Below are 24,046 nucleotides of genomic sequence, written 5' to 3' on the forward strand. Positions count from 1 at the left end.
GGATCGCCGCCCGGCCCACCAGCGGCCAGCCGGAGGAATCCGGCCAACGCGAGCTGCACCGCCTGCTCGATCGCCTCCCGCATCTGGTCGGCGAGCGCACCGGCGTAGCTGGGCACCCCGTCGACCACTGCACCGACGACCCGTTCGCTGACGGCGGGGAGCATTTCGGTCAGCGTCGCGATGACCGATTGGGGGATCTCGAGTCCGGCAGCAACTGGCACGGATTGTTCGCGGCGCATAAATCAAGTATGCCGCCTCACGCGCAAAGAGCAAGAAATTGACTGCAAACGTGTAGCACTCTGATACCCATGACAGCTTCAACGCACGTTCGCACGCCTGCCGACGAGCCCCAACCGGGCCGCGGCGGATGGCGGACGCACGCCTTCCGGCTGGTGAAGGCGGCCACCACACCGCTGCTGCCGGAGGACTATGTCGACCTCTTCGACCCGCTGCGCTCGACCACCCTGCTGCGCGGCCGCGTCGAGTCGGTCACCCACGAAACCGCGGACGCGGTGACCGTGGTCATTCGACCGGGTCGCGGCTGGCGTGGTTACCGGCCCGGTCAATACACCCGGATCGGCGTCGATGTGGACGGCGTCCGGTTGTGGCGGGCCTACTCGATCACCTCCGGCCCGCGGCAGGACGGCTGCATCGCCATCACCGTCAAGGCGATCAGCGGCGGCGCAGTCAGCACCCACCTCGTGGGCTCGCTGCACGTCGGACAGGTGCTGCAGATGGAGCAGGCCGACGGTGAGTTCGTGCTGCCCGAGGTGCTGCCGTCGAAGATCCTGTTGCTCACCGGCGGCAGTGGCATCACCCCGGTGATGGGCATGTTGCGTCATACCCTCGACCGCCTGGACGACGTGGTGCTGTTGCACTCGGCGCCGCGACCGGAGGATGTCATCTTCGCGTCCGAGTTGCGGGCACTGGCAACCGATGGCCGGATGTCGTTGCAGGAGAGGCACACTGACGTGCACGGCATGCTCGACACCGCCGCGCTCGACGAACTCGTCCCCGACTGGCGCGACCGCGAGACGTTCGCCTGCGGACCGGCCGGCATGCTCGAGGCGCTCGAAAACCATTGGGAGACAGCCGGTCTCGCGGACCAGCTGCACACCGAGCGCTTCCGCCCCGCGCTCGCCGAGCCGGGCGACGGCGGCACCGTCCACTTCACCGCTCTCGGCAAGGACGTGCAATGCGATGGCGCCCGACCGATCCTCGACGTCGCCGAGGAAGCCGGTGTGCTCATGCCGTCCGGTTGCCGCATGGGTATCTGCTTCGGCTGCGTCCTGCCGCTGCGCGAAGGCTCCGTCCGTGACCTGCGCACCGGCGAGACGACCACCGCCTCCCCCGGCGACGGCGTCCTCGTCCAGACCTGCATCTCCGCGGCCGCCGGCCGCTGCGACATCGACCTCTGACCACTCCGAACCGAAGGAATCCCTATGACTGCACTGCAGAAGAAGGAACACAACCCCGTCGCGCACCTCACCCGCGAGGACATCGAGTCGTTGGGTCGCGAGTTGGACGCCGTCCGCGCCGAGGTCCTCGAGACGCGCGGCGCCAGCGATGCGGCATACATCCGCAAAGTCATCAAGACCCAGCGCGGCCTGGAGATGGGCTCACGGGCACTCCTGTTGGGCTCACGCTGGAAGTCGGCGTTCGTCCTCGGCACGATCGGGCTGACGGTCTCGAAGGTGTTGGAAAACATGGAGATCGGGCACAACGTCATGCACGGTCAGTGGGACTGGATGCGCGACTCGAAGATCCACTCGACCACCTGGGAGTGGGACAACGCCTCCCCCGCCGACCTGTGGAAGCACAGCCACAATGAGCTGCACCACACGTACACGAACGTGCTGGGCCGGGACAACGACCTGGGCTACGGCATCATGCGCGTCGACGAGGACCAGCCCTGGACGCCGTTCTATCTCGGCCAGCCGGTCTGGAACTTCGTCAACGCGTGCTTCTTCGAATACGGCATCGCGGCATACGACCTCGAGCTCGGCAAGTACTTCATCGGGCGCAAGGACAAGGCCGTCTTCAAGCGCGACGCGAAGAAGGTCGTGAACAAGATCCGGGCGCAGGTCACCAAGGATTACGTGGTGCACCCGGCGCTCGCCCTGCTCACCGGTTCGGCACGCCGCACCCTGATCGCGAATTACACCGCCAATCTGGGCCGCAACCTGTGGACCCACTCGGTCATCATGTGCGGTCACTTCCCCGAGGGCGTCGAGACGTTCACCAAGACCTCGATCAAGGGCGAGACCCGCGGCGACTGGTATCTGCGGCAGATGATCGGCTCGGCCAACATCCACGGCTCGAAGGCGATGCACATCGCGACCGGCAACCTGTCCTACCAGATCGAGCACCACCTCTTCCCCGACCTGCCGAGCAACCGGTATGCCGAGATCGCGCCGAAGGTGCGCGACATCTGCGAGCGCTACGGCCTGCAGTACCTCTCGGGTTCGCTGCCGCGACAGGTGGGATCGGCGTGGCTGAAGGTGATTCGACTGTCGCTGCCCAACCACCTCGCGGCGCGCCTGAAGCGACAGAAGCCTCGTACGCCGATCGAGCCCACCGCGTTGCCGTCACGCCTGCAGACCGCGGGTGGCACGGGCGAGGACACGTCGGAGGCCGCCTGACCCCTACGGTGTGCGTATGACGATCTGCGTTTTCGGCGCCGGAAGTATCGGTTGCTACGTGGGCGGGCGTCTTGCCGCGACCGGGACGACGGTCTCTTTCGTCGGTCGCAGCTCGATGCAGGAGCAGGTCAGTGGCGGCATACGCCTTGTCGACCGTGACGGTCAATCACTAGAGGTGACACCGGCTTTCACCACCGACCCCGGCGTCGCGCATGACGCTGACCTGGTGATCGTGACGGTGAAGTCCGCAGCCAACAAAGAGGTCGCCGAGCAGTTGCGTCCGCTGCTCGACGAGGGTGCGGTGGTGCTGAACCTGCAGAACGGCATACACGGGGGTTCTGACCTGCGGGCGGGCCTGCCCGACCATCGGGTGGTCACCGGCATGGTCGGCTTCAACGTGGTGCGGGACGGCGCGACCTTCCAGCAGACCACGGCCGGCGACATCATGGCGGCCACCGACCCGGTCTGGGCGATGTATGCCGATGCGTTCGCCACCGCTGGCCTGCCCGTTGAGCAGCGCTCGGACATGGATGCCGTGCTGCACGCGAAGTTGTTGCTCAACCTGAACAACGCGATCAACGCCTTGTCCGGGATGCCGTTGCGAGCCGAACTCGACATCCGCGATTTCCGGCGCTGCCTGTCGCTCGCCCAGCAGGAGGCGCTTCGGGTGATGGCACGGTCCGGCACGGCACCGGCGAAACTGACCGCGGTGTCCCCCACCGTCATGGCTCGTGCGCTGCGGCTGCCCGACCCGCTCTTCCGCAGGTTCGGCGGCAAGGTGCTGGCCATCGATCCGGCCGCGCGCTCCTCGATGGCCGACGATCTTGCCGCAGGCCGCCCGACGGAGGTCGACTGGATCAACGGTGCCGTGGTCGACCTCGCCAGCGAAGCCGGCATGAAGGCACCCGTGAACGCCCGCCTTGTCGCGCTGGTCCACGACGCGGAGCGCGCCATACATCCGCAGTGGACCGGGAGCGACCTGCTGGCCGCCCTGCGGTCTGCCGTCGAGTGAGCAGATCCGTCTCAGTGGGAGTCCGGCCAGGGTGCGATGTCGACCTCGTTGCCCTCCGGGTCCGCCAGCGTCCAATACAGCGGAGCCTTGGCATCGTTGACAATTCGGCCGCCGGCTTCGACCACGGCCGCCACGCGTGCCTCGGCTTCCTCCTGCGGTAGGTAGAGATCGAGATGGAGGCGGTTGCGCTCCTGCCGCGGCTCATCCATCTGCTGGAAGTGGAGCCATGGACCATCGTCGAACGGATCGATCAGATCTTCGTCGCCGAACTCGTCATACCCCAGCACCACCTGCCAGAACCGCATGACCTCCGGACGCGAAACGGCGTCGATGGTGAGCTGCATACTTCGCACCGAAGCCGGATCCGCCTCGACTCCCAGCTCGCGCGCTGCTGCTGAGATCGCCCGGCAAGCGCGACATCGCGCTCGGAGATGCCCGGCAGTTCGTGGGTCCAGGTCCGGACACCCACATGCCCGTAACGCAGGTCCACGTCGGGATGGTGGTTTGCCGCGTCGGCGAGCCGGCCGATCTCCGCAACCAGCTTCACCCCGGTGGTGAACGATCCAGTGCGGAACCGGGCGCGGGCTCCGTCGCCCGTGATGCGCCAGTCACCGACTCCGTCGGACGCGTGGAATTCTTCAGACGAGACTTCTTCAGGCATGGCGACCAACGTACGCCGGATGTCGTGGGGCGACTGGGGCTTGAACCCAGGACCGACGGATTATGAGTCGCTTCGACCCCATCCTGACCGATCCTGTTTGGTCCTGTCCTGCCCTGAATGGTGCGGTCGTTCTCCCCCGTCGCACTGTCTGATCCTGCCCCGTTCTGAGGCGTTGCGTAGCAAGCCGTTAGCACCTGACGTACCGACGACGTGTCGGTGCATCCGAGTAAGACAGAACCACAACACAACAGTGACCCCCGAAACGTTGGAGCGTCCCGGGGTCTGATGACCAGCCAACGGAGGGCTGACCAATGAGTAAGACGATACAGACCCACCCCGCCACCAAGCCTGACAAATTCCGGGCCAGCCGTGTGCGGTGCAATAACTGCCCGACCGACGACCTGGCCGCCCGGTTCGACCGCGACGACGAGACTCAGTCGGGGGCGGTGGACGCGATGAGCACGCCGAGCCGACCGACATGGTCAGCCACCCAAGAGCCCCACCTCGACGACGCAGCGCACCCCGATGACCGCGGCACCTGGCACAGGAGCGCCGACACCGGCGCCAGCACAACACAGGACCAGTCCGCTGTAGTCGTCTATGCCAACGGGTTCCGCCACGAAAACGGGGACGACTGGCCGGATACCGTTTCTATCGACGTCGCGGACGGCAGGGACGTTCAGGACTTCTCCTCGGCGGATGCTCGCGCACTCGCCGTTGCCCTGCTTGCCGCCGCCGACCTGCTCGACGGGGAGGACGTCCGATGAACACACAACCCGACCCCTTCGGCGAGCTCGACCACGCGCTTGCCGGGCAACGGCTGCTATCCAAGGCGATCGCCGAGGCAACCGAACGGCGCGACACACGGGCCATGCGCTCACTGTCAGACCTGAGCCACGAACTCGGCGCCGACATTGACCGGCTACTGAAAGCCACCGCTGCGACCATGGCAGACCCGCATGCGGAGACCAGCGTGACAGTGGGTGACGTTGTGCGCGTCGGCAATGGAACGACGCTCTGGCAGGTGATCGAGGAGGACGGCGACCGGCTCGTCTGCCTGTCCCGCCGAAGGATGCAAAAGACCCACGCGCGCGCCCGGCTGTCTCTGGTGTGTCGGCAGGGCGATCCGTCGATAACCTGGCACACGTATGTGTGTGAAGGCTGTCTTGAGTCACGCTGGCTCGGCCTCGACCACGGGCGACGATGGATTTACTGCACCATCTGCGAGCAGGAGAAGCTGCACCACGATACGACCATATTGGTGGCTGGGGGTACCGACTACTACGAGAAGCGCAATACCGAGCACCGCGACGAGCTGGCGAAGCAGCTGCGCCTGCTAGACGACAGTCTCGCGATGTTTGAGCAGCTCGGGGTGCGGGTCGAGATCGAGGAACTCGACAAGGATGACTGCTTCGTCATGGCCGAGCGTGGCCGTGGGAAAACGACGTGGTTCGTCTATCTGGACAGCCGGCTACCGATCGCCCGCCAGGTCGGATGCCTGGGTAACGCCTGGCGGTACATGCTCCCCGTAAACGAGCAAAGATGGTCACAAGAGAAGTGGCGTCGAGATGAGTCGGATCACGCCATGGAGTGGTTCTCTCTCGCGTGGCCGCACAAACACGCACTCATCGACGACGACGCCATTCAGCGCGCCTTGCGCTGCGGATGAGGGAAGAACAATCAATGCCTCCCTCATCAACAGTGGGGCGTGTGGAATTATCGAACGTGTGAACTGGTCCGATCCGTGGTGCGTGGTGCCGTTTCTGCTGCTCGTCGCGTTAACGATCGGCGGATTCCAGTTGTGGTTCTTAGATGCTCGTCGCGGCGCAGCGGGAGCAGAGGAACGCGGCCATTGTTGAGTTTGCCCAAAGGATGGGGGCACCCATCACACGCCCCGCCTACTTGCTTTTCACCGTCCCCGCACCCGCGGCTCTGGCCAGCCGCACAACTGACGGACAGCGCCGAACGCCTCCGCGATCTCCCGCGCCGAACCGCCTCGACGCCGGACTTTCTCCGCAGCTGCTGATGCCACCACGTATAGGGCTTGTTGGTAGGCGATGATCTCATCCGTCGTCACCCGGGGAGTCTGCCGCTCAGCACCGACACGCGGGGTCAGCGCGGCGCCCCAGCAGGCGGAGAGGAAGCTGGGGCGCCGCTACGCGTACCTGACATCTGACCCGACCCCAGCACGCGACGACGACGCTACCCTTCGCCCGCACGTCCCCGTCAGTACCCCAAAGGGTGAGAAATGTTCGTTGGCACCATGGCCCCCATCCGCACCAGGCTTCCCATTCGTACCAAAGTTGTGGTTACCTAAGCCCAAGCCGAAACCCCCACAGTTTTATCTCGGCTAAGGTCAGCCCCTCTTGTTCGAGGCATGCTGCCGATAATCCCCGAGACGCATGCGTCTCGGGGATCACTTTTGCAGGCCCAGCCCCGGCGCTACGCGCCCGACGGTTCACCATCCGCCAGGCACCGTGCAACCCGCTCGAGCGCGCCCGGGACCAGCGTCCACCGGTACGACACCCGGCGCGCCCCCAGCCGTTCCGACGTGACCACCCCGATGTCTTCGAGCATCCGCAGCTCGTCCGCTCGCGCCGGCACGTCGGCCGTCAACCGGGGGCCCTCCATCAATAGTTGCAGCGTCTCCAGGCGTGACCGTGTCCCGAGGACGTGCAGCACGGACGCCAACGGGGTCACGTCCTTCGCACGCGACAACGGCACGATGAGGTTGGCGGCGGTGGGTCGAACCATGGGAGGAAGTATGTCGCGACGGCTCCGTTGGTGAAGCAGAATCGGTGCATGGAGGATCGGTTGCTCACCGCCCGAGACGTGGCCACGAAGACACAACTTTCATCCGCTGGCATCCGCCGCATGACCCGCCGAGGGGAGATCCCCGGCGCGATCAACCTCGGCACCCCGAACCGGCCTATCTGGCGGTACGACCCGCGTGAGGTCGCCGCCTGGATCGACCGGCGACGGCAATGAGGGTTCTGACGGGGGTCACCGGATGGCTTCGACCTCAGATTCAATTCTGAGCACGCAGCAGGAGATAGCCGACAGCGCAGGCGCCGCCAAGGGCAACCGTGCAAAACGACGACCTCAAGGCCAATTCTGGCTTCGAGCCGGAAGCGGTCACCAACTCGCGCGGCCAAGACATCAGCGGGAACCTCCTCGGCTGCGCAATAGGTGCGCGGATTGGGCGTCTGCTCTGCTCTTGCCCTCGATACCGGCCTTGGCACCCGCATGAGTGCCGGCCCGTGCCCCGGCCTCGACGAGCTTCGGGAGCTGCCGCATCAGGGCACGGTCCTCGTTCGTGAGACCACCGCTGCCGCCTTGTACGACAACCGTCTGCGTGGAACCTGCAGGGCGGGCGTTCGCCCAGCCGGCGGGCACACCGTCGATGCCGCCGACGGCACGTTTGATGACGTCGAAGCCGAGGATGTCCGCTGAGACTCGGAGGATCTGTTCCGTGCGGGCGTTGTGCTTGTTCGCGCCGAGCGGCAGGTACGCTTCTGGGCCGGCCTCGGCCCAGAGGATCGGCTTGTCCGCGATCATCGCCGACCGGCCACCGAAACCACCGTTCGCCATGTAGCGGTGGCCGCCGGGCTTGACGATGGCACCATTGGCGGCGGCGCCGAGGTTGCGGCCGTGGCGGGCGAGGTTGTCACCGGGGTGGATCTCCTTGAAAACCGTTGTGATCGTGAGGGTCTTCGACTGTGCGGCCGCGAGGATGCCGCGGATCTTCGCGAGTGTGGCGCCGTAGGTGGGGAGGGACGAGTTGATGACGACCGACTTGCCGTTCGCGGTGACCTGCGCGCCGCGGATCTTGTCGATCAGTGCCCTGGTGCCCGCCGCCATCGGTGCGGAGGAGGTGATCGTGACTTTCTTGCCGTTCGTGGTGATCTGCGCACCGTGAATCTGCTTGATCAGCCCAATGACCGCCGGTGCGTTCGGAGTCGAGGCCGGGATGATGACCGTTTTGCCGTCAGCGTCGACAGCAGCACGACCCAGCAGACCGAGGAGGCGGGTGTTCTCGGCTGCGTTCAATGCGGCGGTCGGGATCGACACGCTGCCGTCGGCGTTCTCCCGGGCGCCCTTGATGCCCTTGAGGTTTCGTAGCGTCTCCGGCGAATTGATAGCCGCGGTCGGGATCTTCACCGACTTCCCATTCGCCGACAAGGCAGCCTTGTCCACCGAGTAGAGCACCGCGGCGACATGCTCAGCGTTCGGGGTGTCCGCCGGGATGGTCACCTTCTTGCCCTGCAACGACACGACGACATTGCCCATACTGTCGAGCTTGTAGATCGCGGTGTCGAGGCCGTTGACCGAAACGTCGGTGTGCAGTCCCTTCGAGAGGGGCAGCCACTGGTCCGCCATATTCTTGGCCTGCTGGGCGCTGTAACCCATGTCCTCGGCGTGCTGGACAAGTTCTCGGCGGCCTTGCGCGAGAACAGCATTCGCGGCCTTCTGGTCTCCGGTGTTCTTGGCCAGGTCGGTGGCGTACTTCGTGGTCGCTCCGGCCAGGCCGAGCAGAGCCTGCTTGTTGGCCATGCCCTTCTCGCTCATCAAGTTCGTGTTGCGACCGTTTTCCTTGATGGCTTTGTTCGCGTCGAGAATCGCCTTATTGAACCCAAGCTGGCTGTCGGCCTGCGCCTGCGCCGCCGACCCAACCTCCTGGTAGGACTTCACCAGGTCGTCGAGCGCCTGCGCCGCTTTCTCCGCCGCGGTCTGCGTTTTCTCTCCCGCCGCTTGGCCCTTGTTGCCGGCGTCCTCGGCAGCCTGCCCGGCCTCGACACCGGCGGCCTTCGCGTCTTTCCATGCCTGTTTGGAGTCTTTGACCTTGCCGGTCTGGTCCCCGAGCGCCTTGGTGAGCTTCACGTAATCGTCGGACAGCTGGCCCGTGCCGTCAACGAACTTCATCTCGGCCAAGGACTTGTTGAACCGTGTCTGAGCGCTCCCGCTGCCGAGCGCGGCGTCGGTGAGGTCCCGCAGGTTCAGCCCGTACTTCTTCGCCAAGTCCACCGCACCCGAGTTCTGCAACCCCTTGAACGCCTCGGCACGGGTGTTGCCGGTGATTGCACCGGTGTTCACATTCAAGGTGCTGGTCAGGTTCGCGACCTCGTCCTTGTACTGCTGAGACGCGGCCTTCGCCTTCTGCGTGTGGGAAATCCACGCCGACAACGCCATCACACCGCCGGTGATCGCGAGACCCCACGGACCACCCAGGGCACCCACGAGGCCGCCGGCGGCGCCACGCAACCCAACCATTGAGGCACGAACCGCACCCATGGTCCGCGGGAGTCGGGACGCTGAGGCTGCGGTCGTCTCAAAGGTGCGGGCCATCCGGGCGATGTTGCCGTTACCGAGGCCGACCGCGGCGACCGTCGCGTTGAAGCGGCCCATCTGCGGCGTAGCTTCCCGCGCGAGTTGACCCATTGTCCGAACCTGGGTGCTCCAAGATCGGAGGCCGCCAACGTAGCCGCTCATCCGTGCTCGTCCGGCCGCGAGCTGGTCGCCGAAAAGGCGCTGCGCCAGCTTGATGGCACCAAACGCGAAAGCGGCCTCCTGAATTGGGCCAGGCAGCTTGCTGAACGCTCCCGCCAGTCGAGAGACCGGCCCGAGCACGAGACCGATACCGGTAGCGGTGAAGTCAAGGGTCTGCACGATGCCGCGCAGCGCGCCGTTCGCGCCGGTGCCGGCGTTGATGAAGTCGGTTTGCAGGGTTGCGATGAGCTTGTGGATGTCACCGTTGAGGTTGTCGGTTTTCGCGGCCGCGTTCCGGGCGGCGAATCCGGCATCTAATACTTTCTGCTGCCAGTCCGTGACGCCCTTCGCGCCATCCTTGTACAGGATGTTCGCAGCCTGGATCGAGCGGGCACCGAACAAGATCGACAAGGTGGCATTGCGCTGCTTGTCCGTAAGTCCACCGAGCTTGGCCTGCAACTGCCCCGCGGTGGCCGACAGGCCGATGAACTGCCCGTTCGCGTCGAAGAACGACAACCCCAGGTCGTCCATCGTCATTTGCTGCTTCTTAGTGGGATCCAGCAGGTTCTGGAACATCGTCTTGAGCGCGTTACCGGCCTTCGCGCCCTTCAGGCCGGACTGGTCGAACTCCGCCAGTACCGCGGTCGTGTCCTCGATGCTGACGCCCATCAAGTGGGCCAGCGATCCGCCCTCCTGCAATCCCTCGGATAGGGACGACACCGACGCGGTGGACCGGTCCGCGCCAGCCGCGAGGAGGTCGGCGATGTGGGGGATCTGACTGCTGTTCAGCCCGAACATCGTCATCGCGGTCGCTGCAGTCTCAGCGGCAGCCGCAGTCGATACGCCACCGGCCGCAGCCAACGTCAGGGCACCGGTCAGGCCGCCGCCGATGATCTGCGACGCGGACAGGCCAGCCTTCGCCAGGTCGTCGGTGGCGTCAGCCGACTGAGTTGCGGTGAAACCGAATTGAGTTCCCTGGGTCTTGACCGCTTCGGTGAGCCGCTGAAAATCCGCGTTCGAGCCGGACACATTCGCCCGGACGTGCGACATTTTCTCTTCGAAGTCCGCGAACGACTTCACCGCGCCACCAACACCGACGAGGAGCGCACCCCCGAGGAGCCCGGACAGGCCACCCATCGCACCGGTCATGCCGCGTGCTCGAGTGGTTGATTGCTCCATCGCCCCAGTCATGCTGCGTGCTCGGACGCCCGTCTGCTGCGCAACAGTCCCGAGTTGCTGCGTAGACGTGCTGGCCGTTCTCATGCCCGCCACGTAACCGCCGACGTCGGCGATCAGCCGGACACGCAGTGAACGATCAGCCATGACAACCCCCTTCGTGGGTGGAAAGCGGAAGACGAGCCCGGGCGGCTAGTCCTTACGTGAGAGCAGCGCGGCCGCGGCGGTTGGGAAGACCGGTATCAACTCCGACGACCCGATCCCGAAACCGTTGACGTCAAACGTTGCTCGGACGACGTCAGCGAACTGCCGCTCCCCGACAGCGTTCCGCAGCTCCCGCCACTGTTTGCGCGACAGCGGTGATCCCTTGACACTTCCGCCGACGTGAATGCACGCCAGAATCCGCTCGTCCTCGTCCGCGTCCTCCGGGAACTTCATACGGATCTTGTCGAGCTCGTCGCCGCTGCAGGCCCGTACACGCACCGTCAGCTGGTCCTCCTGCATCCGCCCGATCACGTCCTGCATCGCCAACGCCACCTGATACTGCGCCTCGAGGGAGTCAGACACCACCTGGTCCTCATTGTCAGGCTCTCCGCTGCTGAGCTGCCGCTCCTGCTCCCGGTTCACCAGTGCCTGCAACGCCAGGAACTTCTTCTCCAGCTCGTCATACTCGGCACGCAACCCGGAGTCCCGGGAAAGCATCACCGTCCTTGCCGGCAGCGTCGCGCCGGCCAGCCACACATTGAGATCGAATCCCTGCCCCGGCTCCTGGTCCTGCTCCGGGTCTTCAACTGCCACAGGCTTCTTCGCCATCGTGTCCTCACTCGCCATCGTCATTGGTCCCTTCGTCCTCGGCGGCAGTCGTAAGGCTGCGCGCCAGATAGTTCGTGTCAGCCTGCGCCTGCACCGCGCCCACCAAGGAGCTCAGCATCTTGACCAGCTCCCGCAGCTTCTCCGGCGCCTTCTCATGAGCCGCCAAACGGTCCAACGCGGCCGTCGCGACACGCTTCTCGGACTCCGTGGAGTCGGCCGCCGCATGTGCGATTCGCAGCAGTGCCCGCTGCGCCAACAAGGGCAACCGGGCAAGGCGCTCCGCCTCGTCCGTCACCGGTGAATCCGACACTGCCGCCGCCCTACGCGCTAACCAAGTCGACCGCGGCACGAGATCGCTGCAGCGCGGCCCGCTCCCGCTCGATCGAGTACGGCAGATTCACCACCGACGTCTTCAGCCGGTCACGGTCCCGACGCAGCCCCGGCAACTCGTCCAGGTTCAATTCCACGTCATACGGCAGCCTGCCGCCCTCCGCCGCACACTCAGCGACCCGCGACTCAATCGCCCCGATACGTCGCTCCAGGTCGGCCAGTTCCCATGTCTCTTTCGCGAGCCGCTCCTCCTGGTCCCGCAGGCGTTCCACAGCGGCAGCCATCGGGTCAGAAAACCCCGGCTGCGGCATCACACCACCCGGCCGCAACGACTCCGGCAACTGCGCGAATGACAACTCCGGGAACATCTCCCGCACGTCCTCCCCAGCCGCAGCAGCACGCAACACCCGTTGCTGTAACTCCAACACGGCCAGCCGGAAACGCAACTCACGATCTGCCCGGGTCCCCTCAGGGTGGAACGATCCTCCGGGGCTCTGGGCGAAGAACCGGTCGCCCTGGATCTCCGGTGTCAACTGCTCCCACGGGGTACCTGTGTGCTTCACCAACGCATTCAGTAACCGCGTGGTCTTCGCCTCGAACGCGTCAACCTCGCTCCTCGCCTCAGCGATCAACGATCCAAGCTCGGTCGCCTCCGCCGCCACCGCAACCTCACGAGCCGCCTGCAACCTCGGACCCACCGCAGCGATCGCACGATCGGCAATGTCCGCCCGGTCACGCGCCTCCTGCATCTCCCTCGGCAACCGCACCGCACAACTCTCGTCATCCAGCACCGCCACGCCGGCGTCAACCTGCAAGCGCTCCAGCTCCGCCAGCGCCCGCCCACGTTCCTCGGTCCACTTCGCGAGCGCCGCCCCATGAGTAGCAACCTCAGCGAGCGCCGTCTCACGCGCCGTGTGCTCTTGCTTCTGACCCGTACTCATCGCCGATCGCCTTCCGTAGTGGTGCCGTACATGGCGGCCCTGAACTCAGACTCCGAGATCTCATCCGAGGCACACACGCCCGGGGAGAACTTCTCCGTCAGCTCCCGCAACGCGGTGTCGTCCAACCGAGTCGAAGGGTCCATCCCGAACGTCTCCCGCGACACCGCCGCATCCTCAACGGACAAGTACATGCCGGAGGTCAGACCGTCCCGGGCCGCACGCGCATCGGCCTCGCTCAACCCCACCGCCCGGAACTCCTCAACGGACGGTGCCCGCTCACCAGCAACGGGCACTCCCGCCGCCTCAAACGCCCGCTTGAGGTCAGCCCGGAACTGCTGCCGCCTCGCACTCTCCTGCCCGCTGTTCCACGTCATCCCGCGACCTCCAACTCGTCCAAGTAGTCATCCACCGATGACTCAGTGATCCGCCAAGCCCCTCCGACCCGGATGGCCTCCAGGGCGCCAGCCGTACAAAGCTGACGAACCCTCCGAGTCGAAACCCGAAGCCTGGAGGCCACCTCACCGGAGGACAGCCCAACAGTTGACGAGTCTGGCGAAGATCCCGAACCGACCACTTCCGCGTTTCCGCCTGCGGAAACGCACGCGGAAACAGTGACCTCCCGGCGGCGGTCCCCCAACTGCCTGGCCACCTCACGCATCCGCGACAACGCCACCCGGACCTCCCGCGCCATCTGCTGATTCGACTCGACCGGGCTGACCGCCAACACCGCCGCATACGCCTCCAGTTGCGGCCCAACCTCCCGCAGAATCACCACCGCCGCATACGCATCGACGTACGCGCCCAACACGGCACGATGAGGCAACGGCTCACCCGTCCGCACGACGCGACTCCTCCCACTTCACCGCAACCACCCAAAGCAGCAGATGCAGCGGGATCCACGCGGAACTAGATCGACGGACATACTTGGCCGTGATCGAGGAAAACTCGAGACGGTACTTCCACATGCGCTCGCGCTCGCTCGGCCAAAGACCGGCATCGCCTTGCCCCTGGACACGGGGCCTCGTACCGTCCCGCTCGACGGTTTCGTGAAAGGCCAGCAGAAGCGACATCGAGAGCGCTCGAGGGTTGGCCAGGCAAGCTTGTGTCAGACGCTGGAAGCTGGCGACGTCGGGATCGTCGCTCGGCAGGGCCGTCGCGAGGACATCATCGGACACCGAATCGCGCAGCGCTGTCATCTCGGCCAGGAAGCGTGCGCGTGCGACAGAGGGCACGACAATTTCAATCAACACCCAAACCATCACTGGAAGGGCTATGACGTCGAGCACCAAGATCGGATTCATCGCACTGCCCACAGCTCGCGGAGGTCGCGGGGTAGGAACCCGTCAGGAGCAAGGCCTGGGAAAGCGTCCAGGGTCGCCTGCTCACTGCGGTGCTCGGCCAGGTAAGACCAGGCCGCCGCCCGCCGGAGGAACTCATCGCCGGTCATCATCGGCGCCCACCCGACAAGAACCGCTCCACACCAGCCCACACACCAGCAGTCGCCTTGAGCTCATCCGCTGCGGCTCCGCACTCCGGCAACACTGGGCAGCCGGCACACCAGGACGCAGCCTGTGCCAGCTCCGCACGGTTCTCCGAGGTCCAGTAGGCCGATGTCTCGCCGTCGCCGCAGCGTGGCCGCTCACCACGCGCGGCCATCACCAACAGCGCATCAGTCAGTTGCTCGGCAGCGGTCATAACCAGAACACCAGCCCAACCCACAGGAGCGCACAGCCCGCACCGACCAGGAGGCCGGCGCAGTAGCTGAACAGATCAGCAGGTTGCGAGCGCCCCGGACGCTGTTCCCGGGCCAACGCCTCGACAAGCTCGAAGTATCGATCCGGATCTTCGACGACAAGCCTTGCCCTGTCAGAACTCCAGAACAGCTCGTCCACTTCTGAGCGCTGCTTCTCTGCTGCGATCGGCTCGTTGGCGCGTAGCAACCCGTTAGCAAACCAGCCCCTGACCTGCGCAAACATGACCCGAAACGGATTCCCTATCCGCCGGTTCATGACTGGATGACCTCGCCCTTGACGGTCGGCGACAGCGCCCGCAGATGCCTCGCGACCACGGTGGCGACCTCACCACCAGGCGTCACGTCCAGCCCGAGCTCGACCAGCACGCCGCGGATCACAGACACCACGAGCAGGCCCTGCTCCTCGCTCACCTTCACCCGGCGCTCCTCGAACCCAGAACGCACGAGCATGTCCAGGAACTTCGCCGCCCGGTCCATCGCTCGCTCATACAACGCGACCTCGGCCCGCAGCTGCTCCGTCCCCGCACCGTGCGCCGTGTACCGCACCGACTTCAACGAGTTCACCCGGGACGCGAGAGCCTCCTTCATCGCCAACGCCTCATCAGCCAGCTGCGACAACGCCTCGAACGGATCCGTCACACCCTGCCGAGACTCGAACGCGATCGCGTTCTTCACCTCCGCCTCGACCTTCTCCGCCGCGAGCCGACGCTGGGCCGCTGCACGGGCCTGCCCCGACCGACCGCCATGCGCGTAGCAGACCCGCTGACCCTTCATCGCGCGCTGCCGGCAACGCTCCTGCGTCGTCTTGGATTTCGCGTGGCACCGGCCCGGGTCGGCATCGTCACCTGGGCCATGGGGTCCTACGCCACCGGAGCCGGGCCATGCGCTCGGCCGCGCGCTCATCGGGCGTCGCCTTGCGCGGGGGTCGGCTGAATCGCGGTGATTCTTGTGCGTCGGTTCTGGCAGTCGGTGCAGGCGCTTTCGTTGATGGGCCATGGCCAGGCGTCGAGGTGGTCGGCGAGGGTCGGTTGTGTGTCGGTGCTCATGGTGTGGTGCTCCTTTTTGCTGGCAGGGGTGGACAGGTGGACATGTCCACCCCTGCTCGTGTCCTCGCGTATGCCCGCGATTGAGAAATGATTGATATTTGGGGGTTTTCCACAGCTTTTCGATGTCGTTTTTGCTGGCAGGGGTGGACACTGTCCTCTTTTGTCCACCCCTGGCAGGTGTTCATGAGGTGCCTCCTGCGCGTCGGTATCTGGCACCTTTTGCGCCGTTGTATTCGAGGTCTTCGCAGTCGATGAGTCCGGCGGTGAGTAGTCGATCGATGGCTCCGTCGAAGTGCTCTCGGTCTCGGCCGGGGAGTGTTTTGCGGAGCGCGCTGCGTGGTGTCCAGTCGGTGCCGGTTTTGCTGAGGATTGCTCGGCTGATCCGTTTGGTGGCGACTTCGGTCCTGACCTCTTCGGCGGCGAGCTGTCGTAGTCCTTCGGTGCGTCCTCGGGCTTTGGTGTTGTCGCGGTGGGTGGCGGTGAGTTGTTGTTGGATGCCAGCGCGTGTGTGGTTGCTGATTTCCATGACGATCCCGGCGAGTTGCCAGTCCTGTTCGGTAACTTCGGCGCGGCGGTCCAGGAATCCGAGCGCTGCCGCGGTCTTGAGTCGGCAGAGCAGGGCGTGCCCGTCGAGTGCTTCGACGTCGCCGCGCATGCGTGCTCGTGCTGCGGCCTTGATGGCGGTGATGGCTTGGTCGCAGACGGGGATGGCGTAGTGGCCGGTGTCGTAGTTGATGGCGTGCCCTTGGGTGTCTGGTGGCCGCCATTGGATCTGCTCGGGTGGCTGTTGGTCGTCGTCGGGGACGTTGGGGTCGGTGCCGGGCATCCAGAGGAATCGTTGGGGTGTGCCGCCGTCGGCGTCGTCGAGGAGTACGTCCGCGCGGGTGGGTTGGATGCCGACGGTGAGGCAGAGCCGGTAGGAGTGCGGTCGCAGGTTCAGCCGGCGGGTCGGATCGGCGTTCTGGAAGCCGAGCCGTTCGCCCATCCATGCGCTGCGTAGCTGCGGCAGGAGCGTGGATCCTTGGCGTCCCTTGAGCGCGGTGAGGGTGTCTACTTCGTGCACGGAGAAGAGTGCACGGGTGGCGTGCTGCTCGATTCCGCCCTTCTCTTTGCCTTTGCCGGGGACGTAGTGCACGTAGGCGTGGGCGAGGCCTTCGCCGGACCCGACTGGCATCTCGTCGACCTGGTCGACGGCGGGGAATCTGATCGCCGCTTTGCTGACGCTGTCGGCTGCGCCCTTGCCGCTGCCGGACGGTGCGACGATGCCGACGAATAGGTTGAGTGATGCGTCTCCGCCGATGGTGGGCGGGAGGACGTAGTTCGGCTGGATGTGCACGATGACGCGCGCGAGGGCTACACCGAGGGTGGCCCACGGGGATGCGAACCGTGCCCGGGCGAATTGGCGCAGGCGTTCGAGTTCTGTTCGGGCTGTCCAGAAGTCGTCGCGTTCGAGGTCGAACGCTGGCGCCCGTTCGGGCGCGTCCCGTGCCTGCTTGCTCGCGGTGAGCGCGGCAGCCTTGTGCTCGAGGTCGACAAGGTCGCCGCGGTCGATCGCCGCGGGGTTGTCCGGTTGGTAGTAGTCGTCGGTGACTTCGCCGGTCACCGGGTCGACCCCGTCAGGCACCGTGGCAGCTGAGAGTTGCCGGACCTCGGGGGCAGCGGGAGCGCGGCCGCAGCAGACGTGCAGTCGCGGCCGCCGATCGCGGCGAAGACATCCAGGGCCGCGGCGCGTTCGTCGCCGTGGTGGTGCAGGTGCGCGAACACACGACCCCTGGTGAGTTTCTGCCCGCCACCGGTGGGTAGGCCGCCAGCTTCGGAGTGGACGACCAGGACGTGCGGGTTGGCCTTGAGCGTGTGGGCGGAGCAGTCGTGCTCGGGGTTCCCTGGCCGGGTCCAGCACTGGTCGATCGCGGCCGGGTGTCGGGTGTCGTGTCGGGTCCAGCCGGCGCCGGTCAGGATGTCGTCGAACGTGGTGTGCTCGTCGAGCTGGTCGAACGCGCTGGATCCCTGGTGTGAGCCGAATGGCAGAACGGACAGCTGTGGTGCGGCGGGGCTTGTCGGCTCTGGTTGGGGTGTGACGGCGGCGAGCGCTTGGAGGAGCTCGGTGAGCGTGTAGGCGGGGCCGGTGTCTTCGACGATCCGGCAGGGCCGCTCGAGGCCGGCTTTGCGGTTGACGGTGCCGGGGACGCGCAGGACCCGGGATAGGTCGCCGACGCCGGTGCCGTAGTCCCAGCCCAGACGTTCGGCAGATCGGCCGAGTGCCTGCTGCCACTTGGCAGACAGGTCTGCGGCCATGGGGCGGTGCTCGTCGTCGAGGATCAGCGGTGTGTCGAGCAGCCACCACGGGTAGAGGCCTCCGCCGGAGTGGATCCAGAGCGTGGGTGCGGGTAGCCCTGACTCGGTGACGAGCTTCCACGCGGCCGCAGCGTCCGGCGGGAGTGGTGGCGCGTTCGGTCCGGGCTTGTGGCCGACGTCGCCGAAGTCGACGTCAGCCCACAGCCCCGGCAGGGCGTGAGAGTCCTGTGCTCCCCCGCGTTCGGTCCGGTCGAGTTGCCGGTTGACGGTGGTGGTGCGCAGGTAGATCCCGCGGGCGCCGACGCGGTCGAGCTGCTCAACTCGCTCGGCCACCTGGTCATGGGTGAAGCATTGGCCGCCAGTGCCGACGAACCGGCCCTGCGCGGGTTCGTGGTTGAGGACGAGTGTGCCGGGTGCGTCGCCGTAGACCCGTTGAATCCAGTGCCGCACCATGTCGAGGTCGACCGTGACCGAGGCGGTGGGCTCCTCGTGGATGGCGGTCACTCTGCCCCCGTCTTCCAGCCTTCGCGGCGACCACAGCCAGCGCAGAGACCGACGATCAGAACAACATCGACCCGCACGCGAATCGCAGCGCAATAGAACGTGTTTCGGTCGACGTAGGTTCGGCACCGGTCACAGGTGCGGTCCTCCCGCTGCCCTCGCCCGGTGGAGCGACCGAGGGGCGCGACAGCGATCCCGTCCCACGGTCCGGACCGGTCGAGGACAGCGAGACGACGTGAGATGGTCCGCCGCATCCACGCCGTGTGCTCGTGCAGCGGCGCAGCTGTGGCGGTTGTGCTCACAACGGGTCCCCGAGGGCGGCGTCGGCGTCGGCGACTGCGCGGAGCTCGACGAGCACCGCTCGCGCGATGAGGCCGCGTTCGCGTACTCGGTCTAGCTTGCGGCCGGCCGACGTAAGACTCGAGTAGGTCTGGCTGACGATGGTGCCGTCGCGGCGCTCGGTGACGACGAGGACGCCGTAACGGTGCTGCCGGGTCAGCTGGTGAATGTCAGCGGTGTCGAGTGCCCGCCGGCTGGGGGCTTCGCCGTTCAGCACGGCCGGTTTGCTGGGGTGTGTCACCATGATCTGAGACCTCCTATTAGGTCTGGTGGTGGCGTCGGCGTGTCGTGGTGGACACGCCTTCGCTGTGTCCGGGGTCAGGCCGCGCCAGGGTCGTCGCGACCGACGAGCCGCAGCGGTGCGGTTTGGGCAGTGGGGTCGTCGCTGGCGTGAATCCCGAGCATTTCCAACAGCTTCGGGACTGGCACGATCAGCCGGTGGCCGATCTTGAGAGTAGGGAGCGTGCCGTCCGCCGCGGCTCGGTAGGCGTTGTCGCGGCCGATGCCGAGCACCTTCGCTGCTTCGGGGACGGTGACGGTCAGGCGGCCGCGAAGCGGCACCGGGATGCTCACGATGCGCGCGCCTTGGCCTTGTTGCGTCGGAACGCAATTCGCAGCTCGTCCTCATCGAACCGGAGCTGCATACCTACGCGGTACTGCGGGATATCGCCAGCCGCGCTAAGGCGGTAGACGGTGCGTTCGCTGATGCCGAGCGCACGAGCCGCGTCCTTCGCATTGAGGAGTGTGCCCATCGTTTTCTCCTGTCACGCTGAACCTTGACGGTCATGGCTAAGCGTGACTTCAGAATTACATCGATGTCATCCCCTTGTCAACGATGGCAATGCCTGTCATGCTGTGTCATGACAGCGGATAAGCGGGGCTCAAGCAAAGTCATCGCGGACAACGACAAGCGGTACGGAGGACACCCTTGAGCGACATCGAGAAGGTGATCGGCGCCAACATTCGCGAGAACCGCGAGCGGAAGGAGATCACTCAGTCTGACCTCGGCGACCTGGTCGCCGAGCACCTCGGGCGGCCTTGGCCGCGGCAGGCAATCTCCGCAGCAGAGAAGGGTGGACGGTCGTTCACCGCAGCCGAAGTTCTTGCATTCGCTGCCGCGCTCGACACGAAGCCTGGCGCCCTCTTCGAACCCACGTCAGAGTGTGACCCGCTCGCGCTTGCGCTAGACCACATCGAGGAAGCCCGCAAAGTTCGTAGCCGTGCTCGCTGGGCCGTTAACGAGTACGTCTCCTTCGTAAGCAAGGTTGCTGAGGAGGCCCGGGTCAACCCGGTGCTCGGCGACGCACTCTTGACCCTGAAGGCGTCGTGGGAGGAGCAGCTCGCGCAGCACAAGGGAGACCCTGAATCCGACGACTCGAGCACGAAGTCTGCGTCTCTCGTACGCGTCCTCGAGGGCAACCTCGAAGTCCTCTGCGACATCGTTAAGGACATGGAAAACGAGGACCAATCATGAGTGATCGCAAGGGAATGCGTGACGGTGTCGTGCAGCGCGGCACTACCTGGTCGTACGTGCTCCGGGTGAAAGTGCCTGTGGTCGACGACAATGGGCAGCCGGTGCTCGACGACGAGGGCAACGCTCGGATGACGAGTAAGCCGAAGTGGTTCGGTGGGTTCCCCACCCGCAAGGCTGCGATCGCAGCACGCGACGAAGCCCGACACGGATCCCGGCAGGGCACGTGGGTCGCGCCGTCCAACATCACCGTCGGCGCCTACCTCGACCGATGGATCGAAGGACACGCCGTCGATCTCAAAGCCAGCACGGAGAAGTCCTACCGCGGCAACATCGCCCGATACCTGAAGCCATACTTCGGGAACCTGCGTGTGCAGGAACTCTCCCCCACCGACCTGTCAGCGACGTTCAAGCGGATGCACGAGACCGGCGGCACCAACGGGAAACCGTTGTCTCCCAGGACTGTCGCGTTCGCCCGCACGGTGCTGCGGATGGCGATGCAGTCCGCGATCAGCGACCGAGTGATCGCAGTCAACCCGGTCGTCGGGTCGAAGCTGCCGAAGGCAGTCCGGCCGAAGCACAGCACGTGGACCGGACCGCAGGCAAGCACCTACCTCGAGCATGTGAACGACGAGCGGTTCGCGGCCTTGTGGATCCTCGCGCTGGCGACCGGGATGCGGCGCGGCGAGCTGTGCGCGCTGCGCTGGGAGAACGTCGACCTTAAGGCCGGCGTGGTGCGGGTCGAGGAGTCAGTGACGCAGTCGGCCGGCCGTCGGACCATTGGGCCTCCGAAGAACGGCGACGGGCGCTCGGTCGCGATCGACCCCCGGACGGTCGCCGCACTCAAGGCGTGGCGGAAGCTGCAGCGCAAGGAGCGGCTCGCGGCTGGCTCGATCTACAAGGACACCGACGGCGTGGTGTTCACCTGGCAGGACGGCACCCCGACGCCACCTGACTACGTGTCGAAGGCGTTCGTCGACTCCCAAGCAGACTCCGGTCTGCCGCGGTTGAAGCTTCACGAGGCCCGCCACACTCACGCGACGATTCTTCTGCGCGAGGGCACACCTGTGCACATCGTCGCGAAGCGGCTCGGGCACCGTGACCCGACGGTGACGCTGTCGGTGTATGCCGATGTGATCCCTGAGGACGATGGGCGCGCGGTCGACACCTTCAGCCGGGCGGTGTGGGGCTCATGAGCGACGTCAACGAGGGACTGACATCGCGCTACGCGTTCATGTTGCTGACGATGCGCGCAAACACCCCCGATGGTGAGTGGCTCGCGGCTGATCATGAAGAGGTCTACCTCGACGGCTGGCGTGAGCTCGTGGAGAAAGTCGGCGAGGACAACGCCAACGACTACACGCGGTTGGACCTGTTGAACATGGCGAACTACTTCCTCCACTTCCTCGCCGAGACATCTGGTGCGTCCAAGGAGTCCTGGCTCCAGTCTCTGCGCGAGGACTATGTCGACCCAATGAGCGATGAATCATGAACACCGGAAGCGTTTTCGAAGCTGCCGTTAGCAGTTCGTTAGCAGAACGCCCCTCCCGCGAATCACGAGGAGGGGCAGCGCAGGCCGCTGACCTGCATGTTCTCTGGTGGGGCGACTGGGGCTTGAACCCAGGACCGACGGATTATGAGTCCGCTGCTCTAACCGGCTGAGCTATCGCCCCTTTGGTGCAGCGACATTCTGGCACTACGACGTCCACGGCGTGCGTCCAGGTAGGCGCCCGATGATGTGGACCGGGTACGTTTCGCAACGGCCTGGCAACGAAATCGCGCCATACCGCACAATCCTCCAAATTCCCTGAGATCGCCTTGTAGGGTTCTTACCCATGACACAGCAGGTGCCCACCGCGGGTGAGACGAATGTCGCGTCGGGCGAGCCGCTCGTGCGGATGGCCGGCGTCAACAAGCATTTCGGCGACCTTCACGTGTTGCGCGACATCGACCTCGAGGTCGCCAAGGGCGAGGTCGTCGTGGTGCTCGGCCCGTCCGGGTCGGGCAAGTCGACACTCTGCCGCACCATCAACCGGCTCGAGACATACGAGACCGGCACCATCACGATCGACGGCGAAGCGTTGCCCGAGGAGGGCGCCGAACTCGCCAAACTGCGCGCCGACGTCGGCATGGTCTTCCAGTCGTTCAACCTCTTTGCGCACAAGACGATCCTGCAGAACGTCACGCTCGGTCCGATCAAGGTCCGCAAGATGAGCAAGGCCGACGCCGAGGCGCACGCGATGGAGTTGCTGAAGCGGGTCGGCGTCGAGGCGCAGGCAGAGAAGTACCCCGCGCAGTTGTCCGGCGGCCAGCAGCAGCGGGTCGCCATCGCTCGGTCCCTGGCGATGAAGCCGAAGGTGATGCTCTTCGACGAGCCGACCTCCGCGCTCGACCCCGAGATGATCAACGAAGTCCTCGACGTCATGGCCGGCCTCGCCAAGGACGGAATGACGATGATCGTGGTGACCCACGAGATGGGCTTCGCGCGCCGTGCGGCCGACCGGGTCGTGTTCATGGCCGACGGCCAGATCCTCGAGCAGCAGGCTCCCGACGAGTTCTTCGCCAACCCCACGTCCGCTCGCGCGAAGGACTTCCTGTCCAAGATCCTCACGCACTGAGCACCCATGACCTGACGCCGAGACGACCAGCCGTCACACCGATCGCCTCGACAACCTTTGCGATTCGTCATTAACACTGGAGGAGAAATCTCATGAAGTACCCCGCGATCTATGCCGCGACGGCAGCCGCCGCGCTCGGCCTGGGCCTCACCGCGTGCGGCGGAAGCTCCGGCGGTTCGAGCGCCAAGGACGCCGTCTGCAAGCTGCCCGACTCCGGCCCGTCCGTGAACATCGGCATCAAGTACGACCAGCCCGGCCTCGGCCTGAAGGACGGCGACAAATACACCGGTTTCGACGTCGACATCGCCCGTTGTGTCGCCGCTGAGATGGGTTACAGCAAGGTCTCGTTCGTCGAGTCGCCCTCGCCGCAGCGCGAGAAGATGCTCGCGGCCGGCACCGTCAAGATGATCGTGGCCACCTACTCGATCACCGACAAGCGGCTGAAGGAGGTCGGCTTCGCCGGCCCGTATTTCGTTGCCGGACAGTCACTTCTGGTCGGCAAGGACTCCAAGATCACCGGGGTGAAGGACCTTGCAGGCAAGAAGGTCTGCTCGGTCACCGGGTCCACGTCGGTCGACAACCTGAAGAAGGAAGCACCGAAGTTGGTGCCGCAGAAGTACGACACCTACTCGGCGTGCGCCGAGGCACTCGCCTCCGGTTCGATCGACGCGATGACCACCGACGACACGATCCTGGCCGGTTACGCCAACCAGCCGCAGTACAAGGACAAGGTCAAGCTCGCCGGCGGCACCTTCAGCGAGGAGAACTACGGCATCGGCCTGAAGAAGGGCGCCGCCGATTGCAACAAGGTCGCCGCGGCCATCAAGAAGACCCTCGACAACGGCAACTGGAAGAAGGCCGTCGAGAACAACTTGGGTTCCGACTACAAGTACAACCAGGACCTCAACCCGCCGAAGGCGCCCACCTGCCAGGCCTGAGTCTTCAGCGCTGGCAACGCAGT

General features: G+C 65.6%; 29 protein-coding genes, 1 tRNA gene and 1 pseudogene. 11 read left to right on the forward strand and 20 right to left on the reverse strand.

The genetic code is table 11. The features are described from left to right. Positions 1 to 41: 41 nt before the first annotated feature. Positions 42 to 239 (reverse strand): annotated as a pseudogene (locus ACFQDH_RS23970) (hypothetical protein); the annotation flags it as partial. Between the two features lie 69 nt (positions 240 to 308). On the opposite strand from ACFQDH_RS23970, the gene ACFQDH_RS20325 reads away from it, so the two are divergent. Genes ACFQDH_RS20325 through ACFQDH_RS20335 form a run of 3 tightly spaced genes read left to right on the forward strand, consistent with a single transcriptional unit; the run spans position 309 to position 3,654 of the window. Beyond that, positions 309 to 1,418 carry a ferredoxin reductase gene (locus tag ACFQDH_RS20325; protein ID WP_382404190.1) on the forward strand — a complete coding sequence of 370 codons (1,110 nt, stop codon included), beginning with the start codon at positions 309 to 311 and terminating at the stop codon, positions 1,416 to 1,418. A gap of 24 nt (positions 1,419 to 1,442) precedes the next feature. Further along, positions 1,443 to 2,642, forward strand: coding sequence for a fatty acid desaturase family protein (locus ACFQDH_RS20330; protein ID WP_382404191.1), 1,200 nt, complete (start codon positions 1,443 to 1,445; stop codon positions 2,640 to 2,642). A 16-nt stretch (positions 2,643 to 2,658) separates the two neighbouring features. After that, positions 2,659 to 3,654 (forward strand): 2-dehydropantoate 2-reductase, encoded by a 996-nt coding sequence (locus ACFQDH_RS20335; protein ID WP_382404193.1) that lies wholly within the window; start codon positions 2,659 to 2,661, stop codon positions 3,652 to 3,654. Positions 3,655 to 3,665: 11 nt separating this feature from the next. On the opposite strand, the gene ACFQDH_RS20340 is transcribed toward ACFQDH_RS20335, so the two are convergent. Together ACFQDH_RS20340 and ACFQDH_RS20345 are read right to left on the reverse strand one after the other, a co-directional pair. Continuing rightward, entirely contained in the window at positions 3,666 to 3,998 is a 333-nt protein-coding gene (locus tag ACFQDH_RS20340; RefSeq protein WP_382404195.1) for a VOC family protein, read from the reverse strand. Next, positions 3,905 to 4,315: a 4a-hydroxytetrahydrobiopterin dehydratase gene (locus ACFQDH_RS20345; protein ID WP_382404196.1), complete on the reverse strand. Its 411-nt coding sequence runs from the start codon at positions 4,313 to 4,315 to the stop codon at positions 3,905 to 3,907. Before ACFQDH_RS20345 ends, ACFQDH_RS20340 begins: the two co-directional genes overlap by 94 nt. A gap of 311 nt (positions 4,316 to 4,626) precedes the next feature. On the opposite strand from ACFQDH_RS20345, the gene ACFQDH_RS20350 reads away from it, so the two are divergent. Beyond that, complete coding sequence (locus ACFQDH_RS20350; RefSeq protein WP_382404197.1) at positions 4,627 to 5,082, forward strand: hypothetical protein; 456 nt, start codon at positions 4,627 to 4,629, stop codon at positions 5,080 to 5,082. After that, entirely contained in the window at positions 5,079 to 5,984 is a 906-nt protein-coding gene (locus ACFQDH_RS20355) for a hypothetical protein (protein WP_382404198.1), read from the forward strand. Before ACFQDH_RS20350 ends, ACFQDH_RS20355 begins: the two co-directional genes overlap by 4 nt. A 773-nt stretch (positions 5,985 to 6,757) precedes the next feature. Here the strand turns inward: ACFQDH_RS20355 and ACFQDH_RS20360 are convergent. Further along, positions 6,758 to 7,069, reverse strand: coding sequence for a hypothetical protein (locus ACFQDH_RS20360; protein WP_382404199.1), 312 nt, complete (start codon positions 7,067 to 7,069; stop codon positions 6,758 to 6,760). Positions 7,070 to 7,117: 48 nt separating this feature from the next. Between ACFQDH_RS20360 and ACFQDH_RS20365 the strand changes: the two genes are divergently transcribed. After that, entirely contained in the window at positions 7,118 to 7,303 is a 186-nt protein-coding gene (locus ACFQDH_RS20365) for a helix-turn-helix transcriptional regulator (protein WP_382404200.1), read from the forward strand. Between the two features lie 171 nt (positions 7,304 to 7,474). Here ACFQDH_RS20365 and ACFQDH_RS20370 read toward each other — a convergent pair whose 3' ends face one another. The 15 genes from ACFQDH_RS20370 to ACFQDH_RS20440 all read right to left on the reverse strand — a co-directional run bounded on the left by ACFQDH_RS20370 (position 7,475) and on the right by ACFQDH_RS20440 (position 19,748). Continuing rightward, entirely contained in the window at positions 7,475 to 11,125 is a 3,651-nt protein-coding gene (locus tag ACFQDH_RS20370) for a phage tail tape measure protein (protein ID WP_382404201.1), read from the reverse strand. Positions 11,126 to 11,170: 45 nt separating this feature from the next. Further along, a complete protein-coding gene (locus ACFQDH_RS20375) occupies positions 11,171 to 11,809 on the reverse strand; it encodes a hypothetical protein (protein WP_382404202.1) in 639 nt (212 codons plus the stop codon). Next, positions 11,799 to 12,101 carry a hypothetical protein gene (locus ACFQDH_RS20380; protein ID WP_382404203.1) on the reverse strand — a complete coding sequence of 101 codons (303 nt, stop codon included), beginning with the start codon at positions 12,099 to 12,101 and terminating at the stop codon, positions 11,799 to 11,801. The genes ACFQDH_RS20375 and ACFQDH_RS20380 overlap by 11 nt, the downstream gene beginning before the upstream one ends. A gap of 10 nt (positions 12,102 to 12,111) precedes the next feature. Beyond that, positions 12,112 to 13,062, reverse strand: a complete 951-nt coding sequence (locus ACFQDH_RS20385) for a hypothetical protein (RefSeq protein ID WP_382404204.1) — start codon at positions 13,060 to 13,062, stop codon at positions 12,112 to 12,114. After that, positions 13,059 to 13,436 carry a hypothetical protein gene (locus tag ACFQDH_RS20390; protein ID WP_382404205.1) on the reverse strand — a complete coding sequence of 126 codons (378 nt, stop codon included), beginning with the start codon at positions 13,434 to 13,436 and terminating at the stop codon, positions 13,059 to 13,061. The genes ACFQDH_RS20385 and ACFQDH_RS20390 overlap by 4 nt, the downstream gene beginning before the upstream one ends. After that, positions 13,433 to 13,753, reverse strand: coding sequence for a helix-turn-helix domain-containing protein (locus tag ACFQDH_RS20395; protein ID WP_382404917.1), 321 nt, complete (start codon positions 13,751 to 13,753; stop codon positions 13,433 to 13,435). The genes ACFQDH_RS20390 and ACFQDH_RS20395 overlap by 4 nt, the downstream gene beginning before the upstream one ends. Positions 13,754 to 13,889: 136 nt before the next feature. Continuing rightward, positions 13,890 to 14,363 (reverse strand): hypothetical protein, encoded by a 474-nt coding sequence (locus ACFQDH_RS20400; protein ID WP_382404206.1) that lies wholly within the window; start codon positions 14,361 to 14,363, stop codon positions 13,890 to 13,892. 145 nt (positions 14,364 to 14,508) lie between these two features. Continuing rightward, positions 14,509 to 14,757 (reverse strand): WhiB family transcriptional regulator, encoded by a 249-nt coding sequence (locus tag ACFQDH_RS20405; protein WP_382404207.1) that lies wholly within the window; start codon positions 14,755 to 14,757, stop codon positions 14,509 to 14,511. After that, the gene (locus ACFQDH_RS20410; RefSeq protein ID WP_382404208.1) at positions 14,754 to 15,071 is read right to left on the reverse strand and encodes a hypothetical protein; all 318 of its coding nucleotides are present in this window, start codon (positions 15,069 to 15,071) and stop codon (positions 14,754 to 14,756) included. Before ACFQDH_RS20410 ends, ACFQDH_RS20405 begins: the two co-directional genes overlap by 4 nt. After that, complete coding sequence (locus tag ACFQDH_RS20415) at positions 15,068 to 15,718, reverse strand: hypothetical protein (RefSeq protein WP_382404209.1); 651 nt, start codon at positions 15,716 to 15,718, stop codon at positions 15,068 to 15,070. Before ACFQDH_RS20415 ends, ACFQDH_RS20410 begins: the two co-directional genes overlap by 4 nt. 324 nt (positions 15,719 to 16,042) lie before the next feature. After that, a complete protein-coding gene (locus tag ACFQDH_RS20420) occupies positions 16,043 to 17,485 on the reverse strand; it encodes a hypothetical protein (protein ID WP_382404210.1) in 1,443 nt (480 codons plus the stop codon). Continuing rightward, a complete protein-coding gene (locus ACFQDH_RS20425; protein WP_382404212.1) occupies positions 17,461 to 18,660 on the reverse strand; it encodes a hypothetical protein in 1,200 nt (399 codons plus the stop codon). Before ACFQDH_RS20425 ends, ACFQDH_RS20420 begins: the two co-directional genes overlap by 25 nt. Positions 18,661 to 18,955: 295 nt before the next feature. Then, positions 18,956 to 19,240 (reverse strand): hypothetical protein, encoded by a 285-nt coding sequence (locus tag ACFQDH_RS20430; protein ID WP_382404213.1) that lies wholly within the window; start codon positions 19,238 to 19,240, stop codon positions 18,956 to 18,958. 74 nt (positions 19,241 to 19,314) lie between these two features. Then, the gene (locus ACFQDH_RS20435) at positions 19,315 to 19,569 is read right to left on the reverse strand and encodes a helix-turn-helix domain-containing protein (RefSeq protein ID WP_382404214.1); all 255 of its coding nucleotides are present in this window, start codon (positions 19,567 to 19,569) and stop codon (positions 19,315 to 19,317) included. Beyond that, positions 19,566 to 19,748, reverse strand: a complete 183-nt coding sequence (locus tag ACFQDH_RS20440; RefSeq protein ID WP_382404215.1) for a helix-turn-helix domain-containing protein — start codon at positions 19,746 to 19,748, stop codon at positions 19,566 to 19,568. Before ACFQDH_RS20440 ends, ACFQDH_RS20435 begins: the two co-directional genes overlap by 4 nt. A 176-nt stretch (positions 19,749 to 19,924) precedes the next feature. Here ACFQDH_RS20440 and ACFQDH_RS20445 point away from each other — a divergent pair, with 176 nt between their 5' ends. From ACFQDH_RS20445 to ACFQDH_RS20455, 3 genes are read left to right on the forward strand one after another with little or no spacing between them, the layout of a single operon-like run. Continuing rightward, complete coding sequence (locus tag ACFQDH_RS20445; protein ID WP_382404216.1) at positions 19,925 to 20,470, forward strand: helix-turn-helix domain-containing protein; 546 nt, start codon at positions 19,925 to 19,927, stop codon at positions 20,468 to 20,470. After that, the gene (locus ACFQDH_RS20450) at positions 20,467 to 21,663 is read left to right on the forward strand and encodes a tyrosine-type recombinase/integrase (RefSeq protein ID WP_382404217.1); all 1,197 of its coding nucleotides are present in this window, start codon (positions 20,467 to 20,469) and stop codon (positions 21,661 to 21,663) included. Before ACFQDH_RS20445 ends, ACFQDH_RS20450 begins: the two co-directional genes overlap by 4 nt. Continuing rightward, entirely contained in the window at positions 21,660 to 21,959 is a 300-nt protein-coding gene (locus tag ACFQDH_RS20455; RefSeq protein WP_382404218.1) for a hypothetical protein, read from the forward strand. Before ACFQDH_RS20450 ends, ACFQDH_RS20455 begins: the two co-directional genes overlap by 4 nt. A gap of 104 nt (positions 21,960 to 22,063) precedes the next feature. Here the strand turns inward: ACFQDH_RS20455 and ACFQDH_RS20460 are convergent. Then, positions 22,064 to 22,140, reverse strand: a tRNA-Ile gene (locus ACFQDH_RS20460). 162 nt (positions 22,141 to 22,302) lie between these two features. Between ACFQDH_RS20460 and ACFQDH_RS20465 the strand changes: the two genes are divergently transcribed. Both ACFQDH_RS20465 and ACFQDH_RS20470 read left to right on the forward strand, forming a co-directional pair. Further along, positions 22,303 to 23,085 (forward strand): amino acid ABC transporter ATP-binding protein, encoded by a 783-nt coding sequence (locus ACFQDH_RS20465; RefSeq protein ID WP_382404219.1) that lies wholly within the window; start codon positions 22,303 to 22,305, stop codon positions 23,083 to 23,085. A 92-nt stretch (positions 23,086 to 23,177) separates the two neighbouring features. Further along, positions 23,178 to 24,023, forward strand: a complete 846-nt coding sequence (locus ACFQDH_RS20470) for a glutamate ABC transporter substrate-binding protein (RefSeq protein ID WP_382404220.1) — start codon at positions 23,178 to 23,180, stop codon at positions 24,021 to 24,023. The last annotated feature ends 23 nt before the right edge of the window (positions 24,024 to 24,046 follow it).

The organism is Flexivirga alba (assembly GCF_042661025.1).
Lineage (GTDB): Bacteria > Actinomycetota > Actinomycetes > Actinomycetales > Dermatophilaceae > Flexivirga > Flexivirga alba.

Bases quoted from the DNA above. Each gene is read 5' to 3' on its own strand.
- ACFQDH_RS20375 (WP_382404202.1), bottom strand. From the start codon at position 11,809: ATGGCGAGTGAGGACACGATGGCGAAGAAGCCTGTGGCAGTTGAAGAC.
- ACFQDH_RS20340 (WP_382404195.1), bottom strand. From the start codon at position 3,998: ATGCAGCTCACCATCGACGCCGTTTCGCGTCCGGAGGTCATGCGGTTC.
- ACFQDH_RS20430 (WP_382404213.1), bottom strand. From the start codon at position 19,240: ATGGTGACACACCCCAGCAAACCGGCCGTGCTGAACGGCGAAGCCCCC.
- ACFQDH_RS20395 (WP_382404917.1), bottom strand. From the start codon at position 13,753: ATGGCGCGGGAGGTCCGGGTGGCGTTGTCGCGGATGCGTGAGGTGGCC.
- ACFQDH_RS20410 (WP_382404208.1), bottom strand. From the start codon at position 15,071: ATGAACCGGCGGATAGGGAATCCGTTTCGGGTCATGTTTGCGCAGGTC.
- ACFQDH_RS20385 (WP_382404204.1), bottom strand. From the start codon at position 13,062: ATGAGTACGGGTCAGAAGCAAGAGCACACGGCGCGTGAGACGGCGCTC.
- ACFQDH_RS20360 (WP_382404199.1), bottom strand. From the start codon at position 7,069: ATGGTTCGACCCACCGCCGCCAACCTCATCGTGCCGTTGTCGCGTGCG.
- ACFQDH_RS20390 (WP_382404205.1), bottom strand. From the start codon at position 13,436: ATGACGTGGAACAGCGGGCAGGAGAGTGCGAGGCGGCAGCAGTTCCGG.
- ACFQDH_RS20470 (WP_382404220.1), top strand. From the start codon at position 23,178: ATGAAGTACCCCGCGATCTATGCCGCGACGGCAGCCGCCGCGCTCGGC.
- ACFQDH_RS20330 (WP_382404191.1), top strand. From the start codon at position 1,443: ATGACTGCACTGCAGAAGAAGGAACACAACCCCGTCGCGCACCTCACC.
- ACFQDH_RS20370 (WP_382404201.1), bottom strand. From the start codon at position 11,125: ATGGCTGATCGTTCACTGCGTGTCCGGCTGATCGCCGACGTCGGCGGT.
- ACFQDH_RS20465 (WP_382404219.1), top strand. From the start codon at position 22,303: ATGACACAGCAGGTGCCCACCGCGGGTGAGACGAATGTCGCGTCGGGC.
- ACFQDH_RS20455 (WP_382404218.1), top strand. From the start codon at position 21,660: ATGAGCGACGTCAACGAGGGACTGACATCGCGCTACGCGTTCATGTTG.
- ACFQDH_RS20415 (WP_382404209.1), bottom strand. From the start codon at position 15,718: ATGAGCGCGCGGCCGAGCGCATGGCCCGGCTCCGGTGGCGTAGGACCC.
- ACFQDH_RS20335 (WP_382404193.1), top strand. From the start codon at position 2,659: ATGACGATCTGCGTTTTCGGCGCCGGAAGTATCGGTTGCTACGTGGGC.
- ACFQDH_RS20355 (WP_382404198.1), top strand. From the start codon at position 5,079: ATGAACACACAACCCGACCCCTTCGGCGAGCTCGACCACGCGCTTGCC.
- ACFQDH_RS20405 (WP_382404207.1), bottom strand. From the start codon at position 14,757: ATGACCGCTGCCGAGCAACTGACTGATGCGCTGTTGGTGATGGCCGCG.
- ACFQDH_RS20440 (WP_382404215.1), bottom strand. From the start codon at position 19,748: ATGGGCACACTCCTCAATGCGAAGGACGCGGCTCGTGCGCTCGGCATC.
- ACFQDH_RS20450 (WP_382404217.1), top strand. From the start codon at position 20,467: ATGAGTGATCGCAAGGGAATGCGTGACGGTGTCGTGCAGCGCGGCACT.
- ACFQDH_RS20325 (WP_382404190.1), top strand. From the start codon at position 309: ATGACAGCTTCAACGCACGTTCGCACGCCTGCCGACGAGCCCCAACCG.
- ACFQDH_RS20400 (WP_382404206.1), bottom strand. From the start codon at position 14,363: ATGAATCCGATCTTGGTGCTCGACGTCATAGCCCTTCCAGTGATGGTT.
- ACFQDH_RS20345 (WP_382404196.1), bottom strand. From the start codon at position 4,315: ATGCCTGAAGAAGTCTCGTCTGAAGAATTCCACGCGTCCGACGGAGTC.
- ACFQDH_RS20365 (WP_382404200.1), top strand. From the start codon at position 7,118: ATGGAGGATCGGTTGCTCACCGCCCGAGACGTGGCCACGAAGACACAA.
- ACFQDH_RS20350 (WP_382404197.1), top strand. From the start codon at position 4,627: ATGAGTAAGACGATACAGACCCACCCCGCCACCAAGCCTGACAAATTC.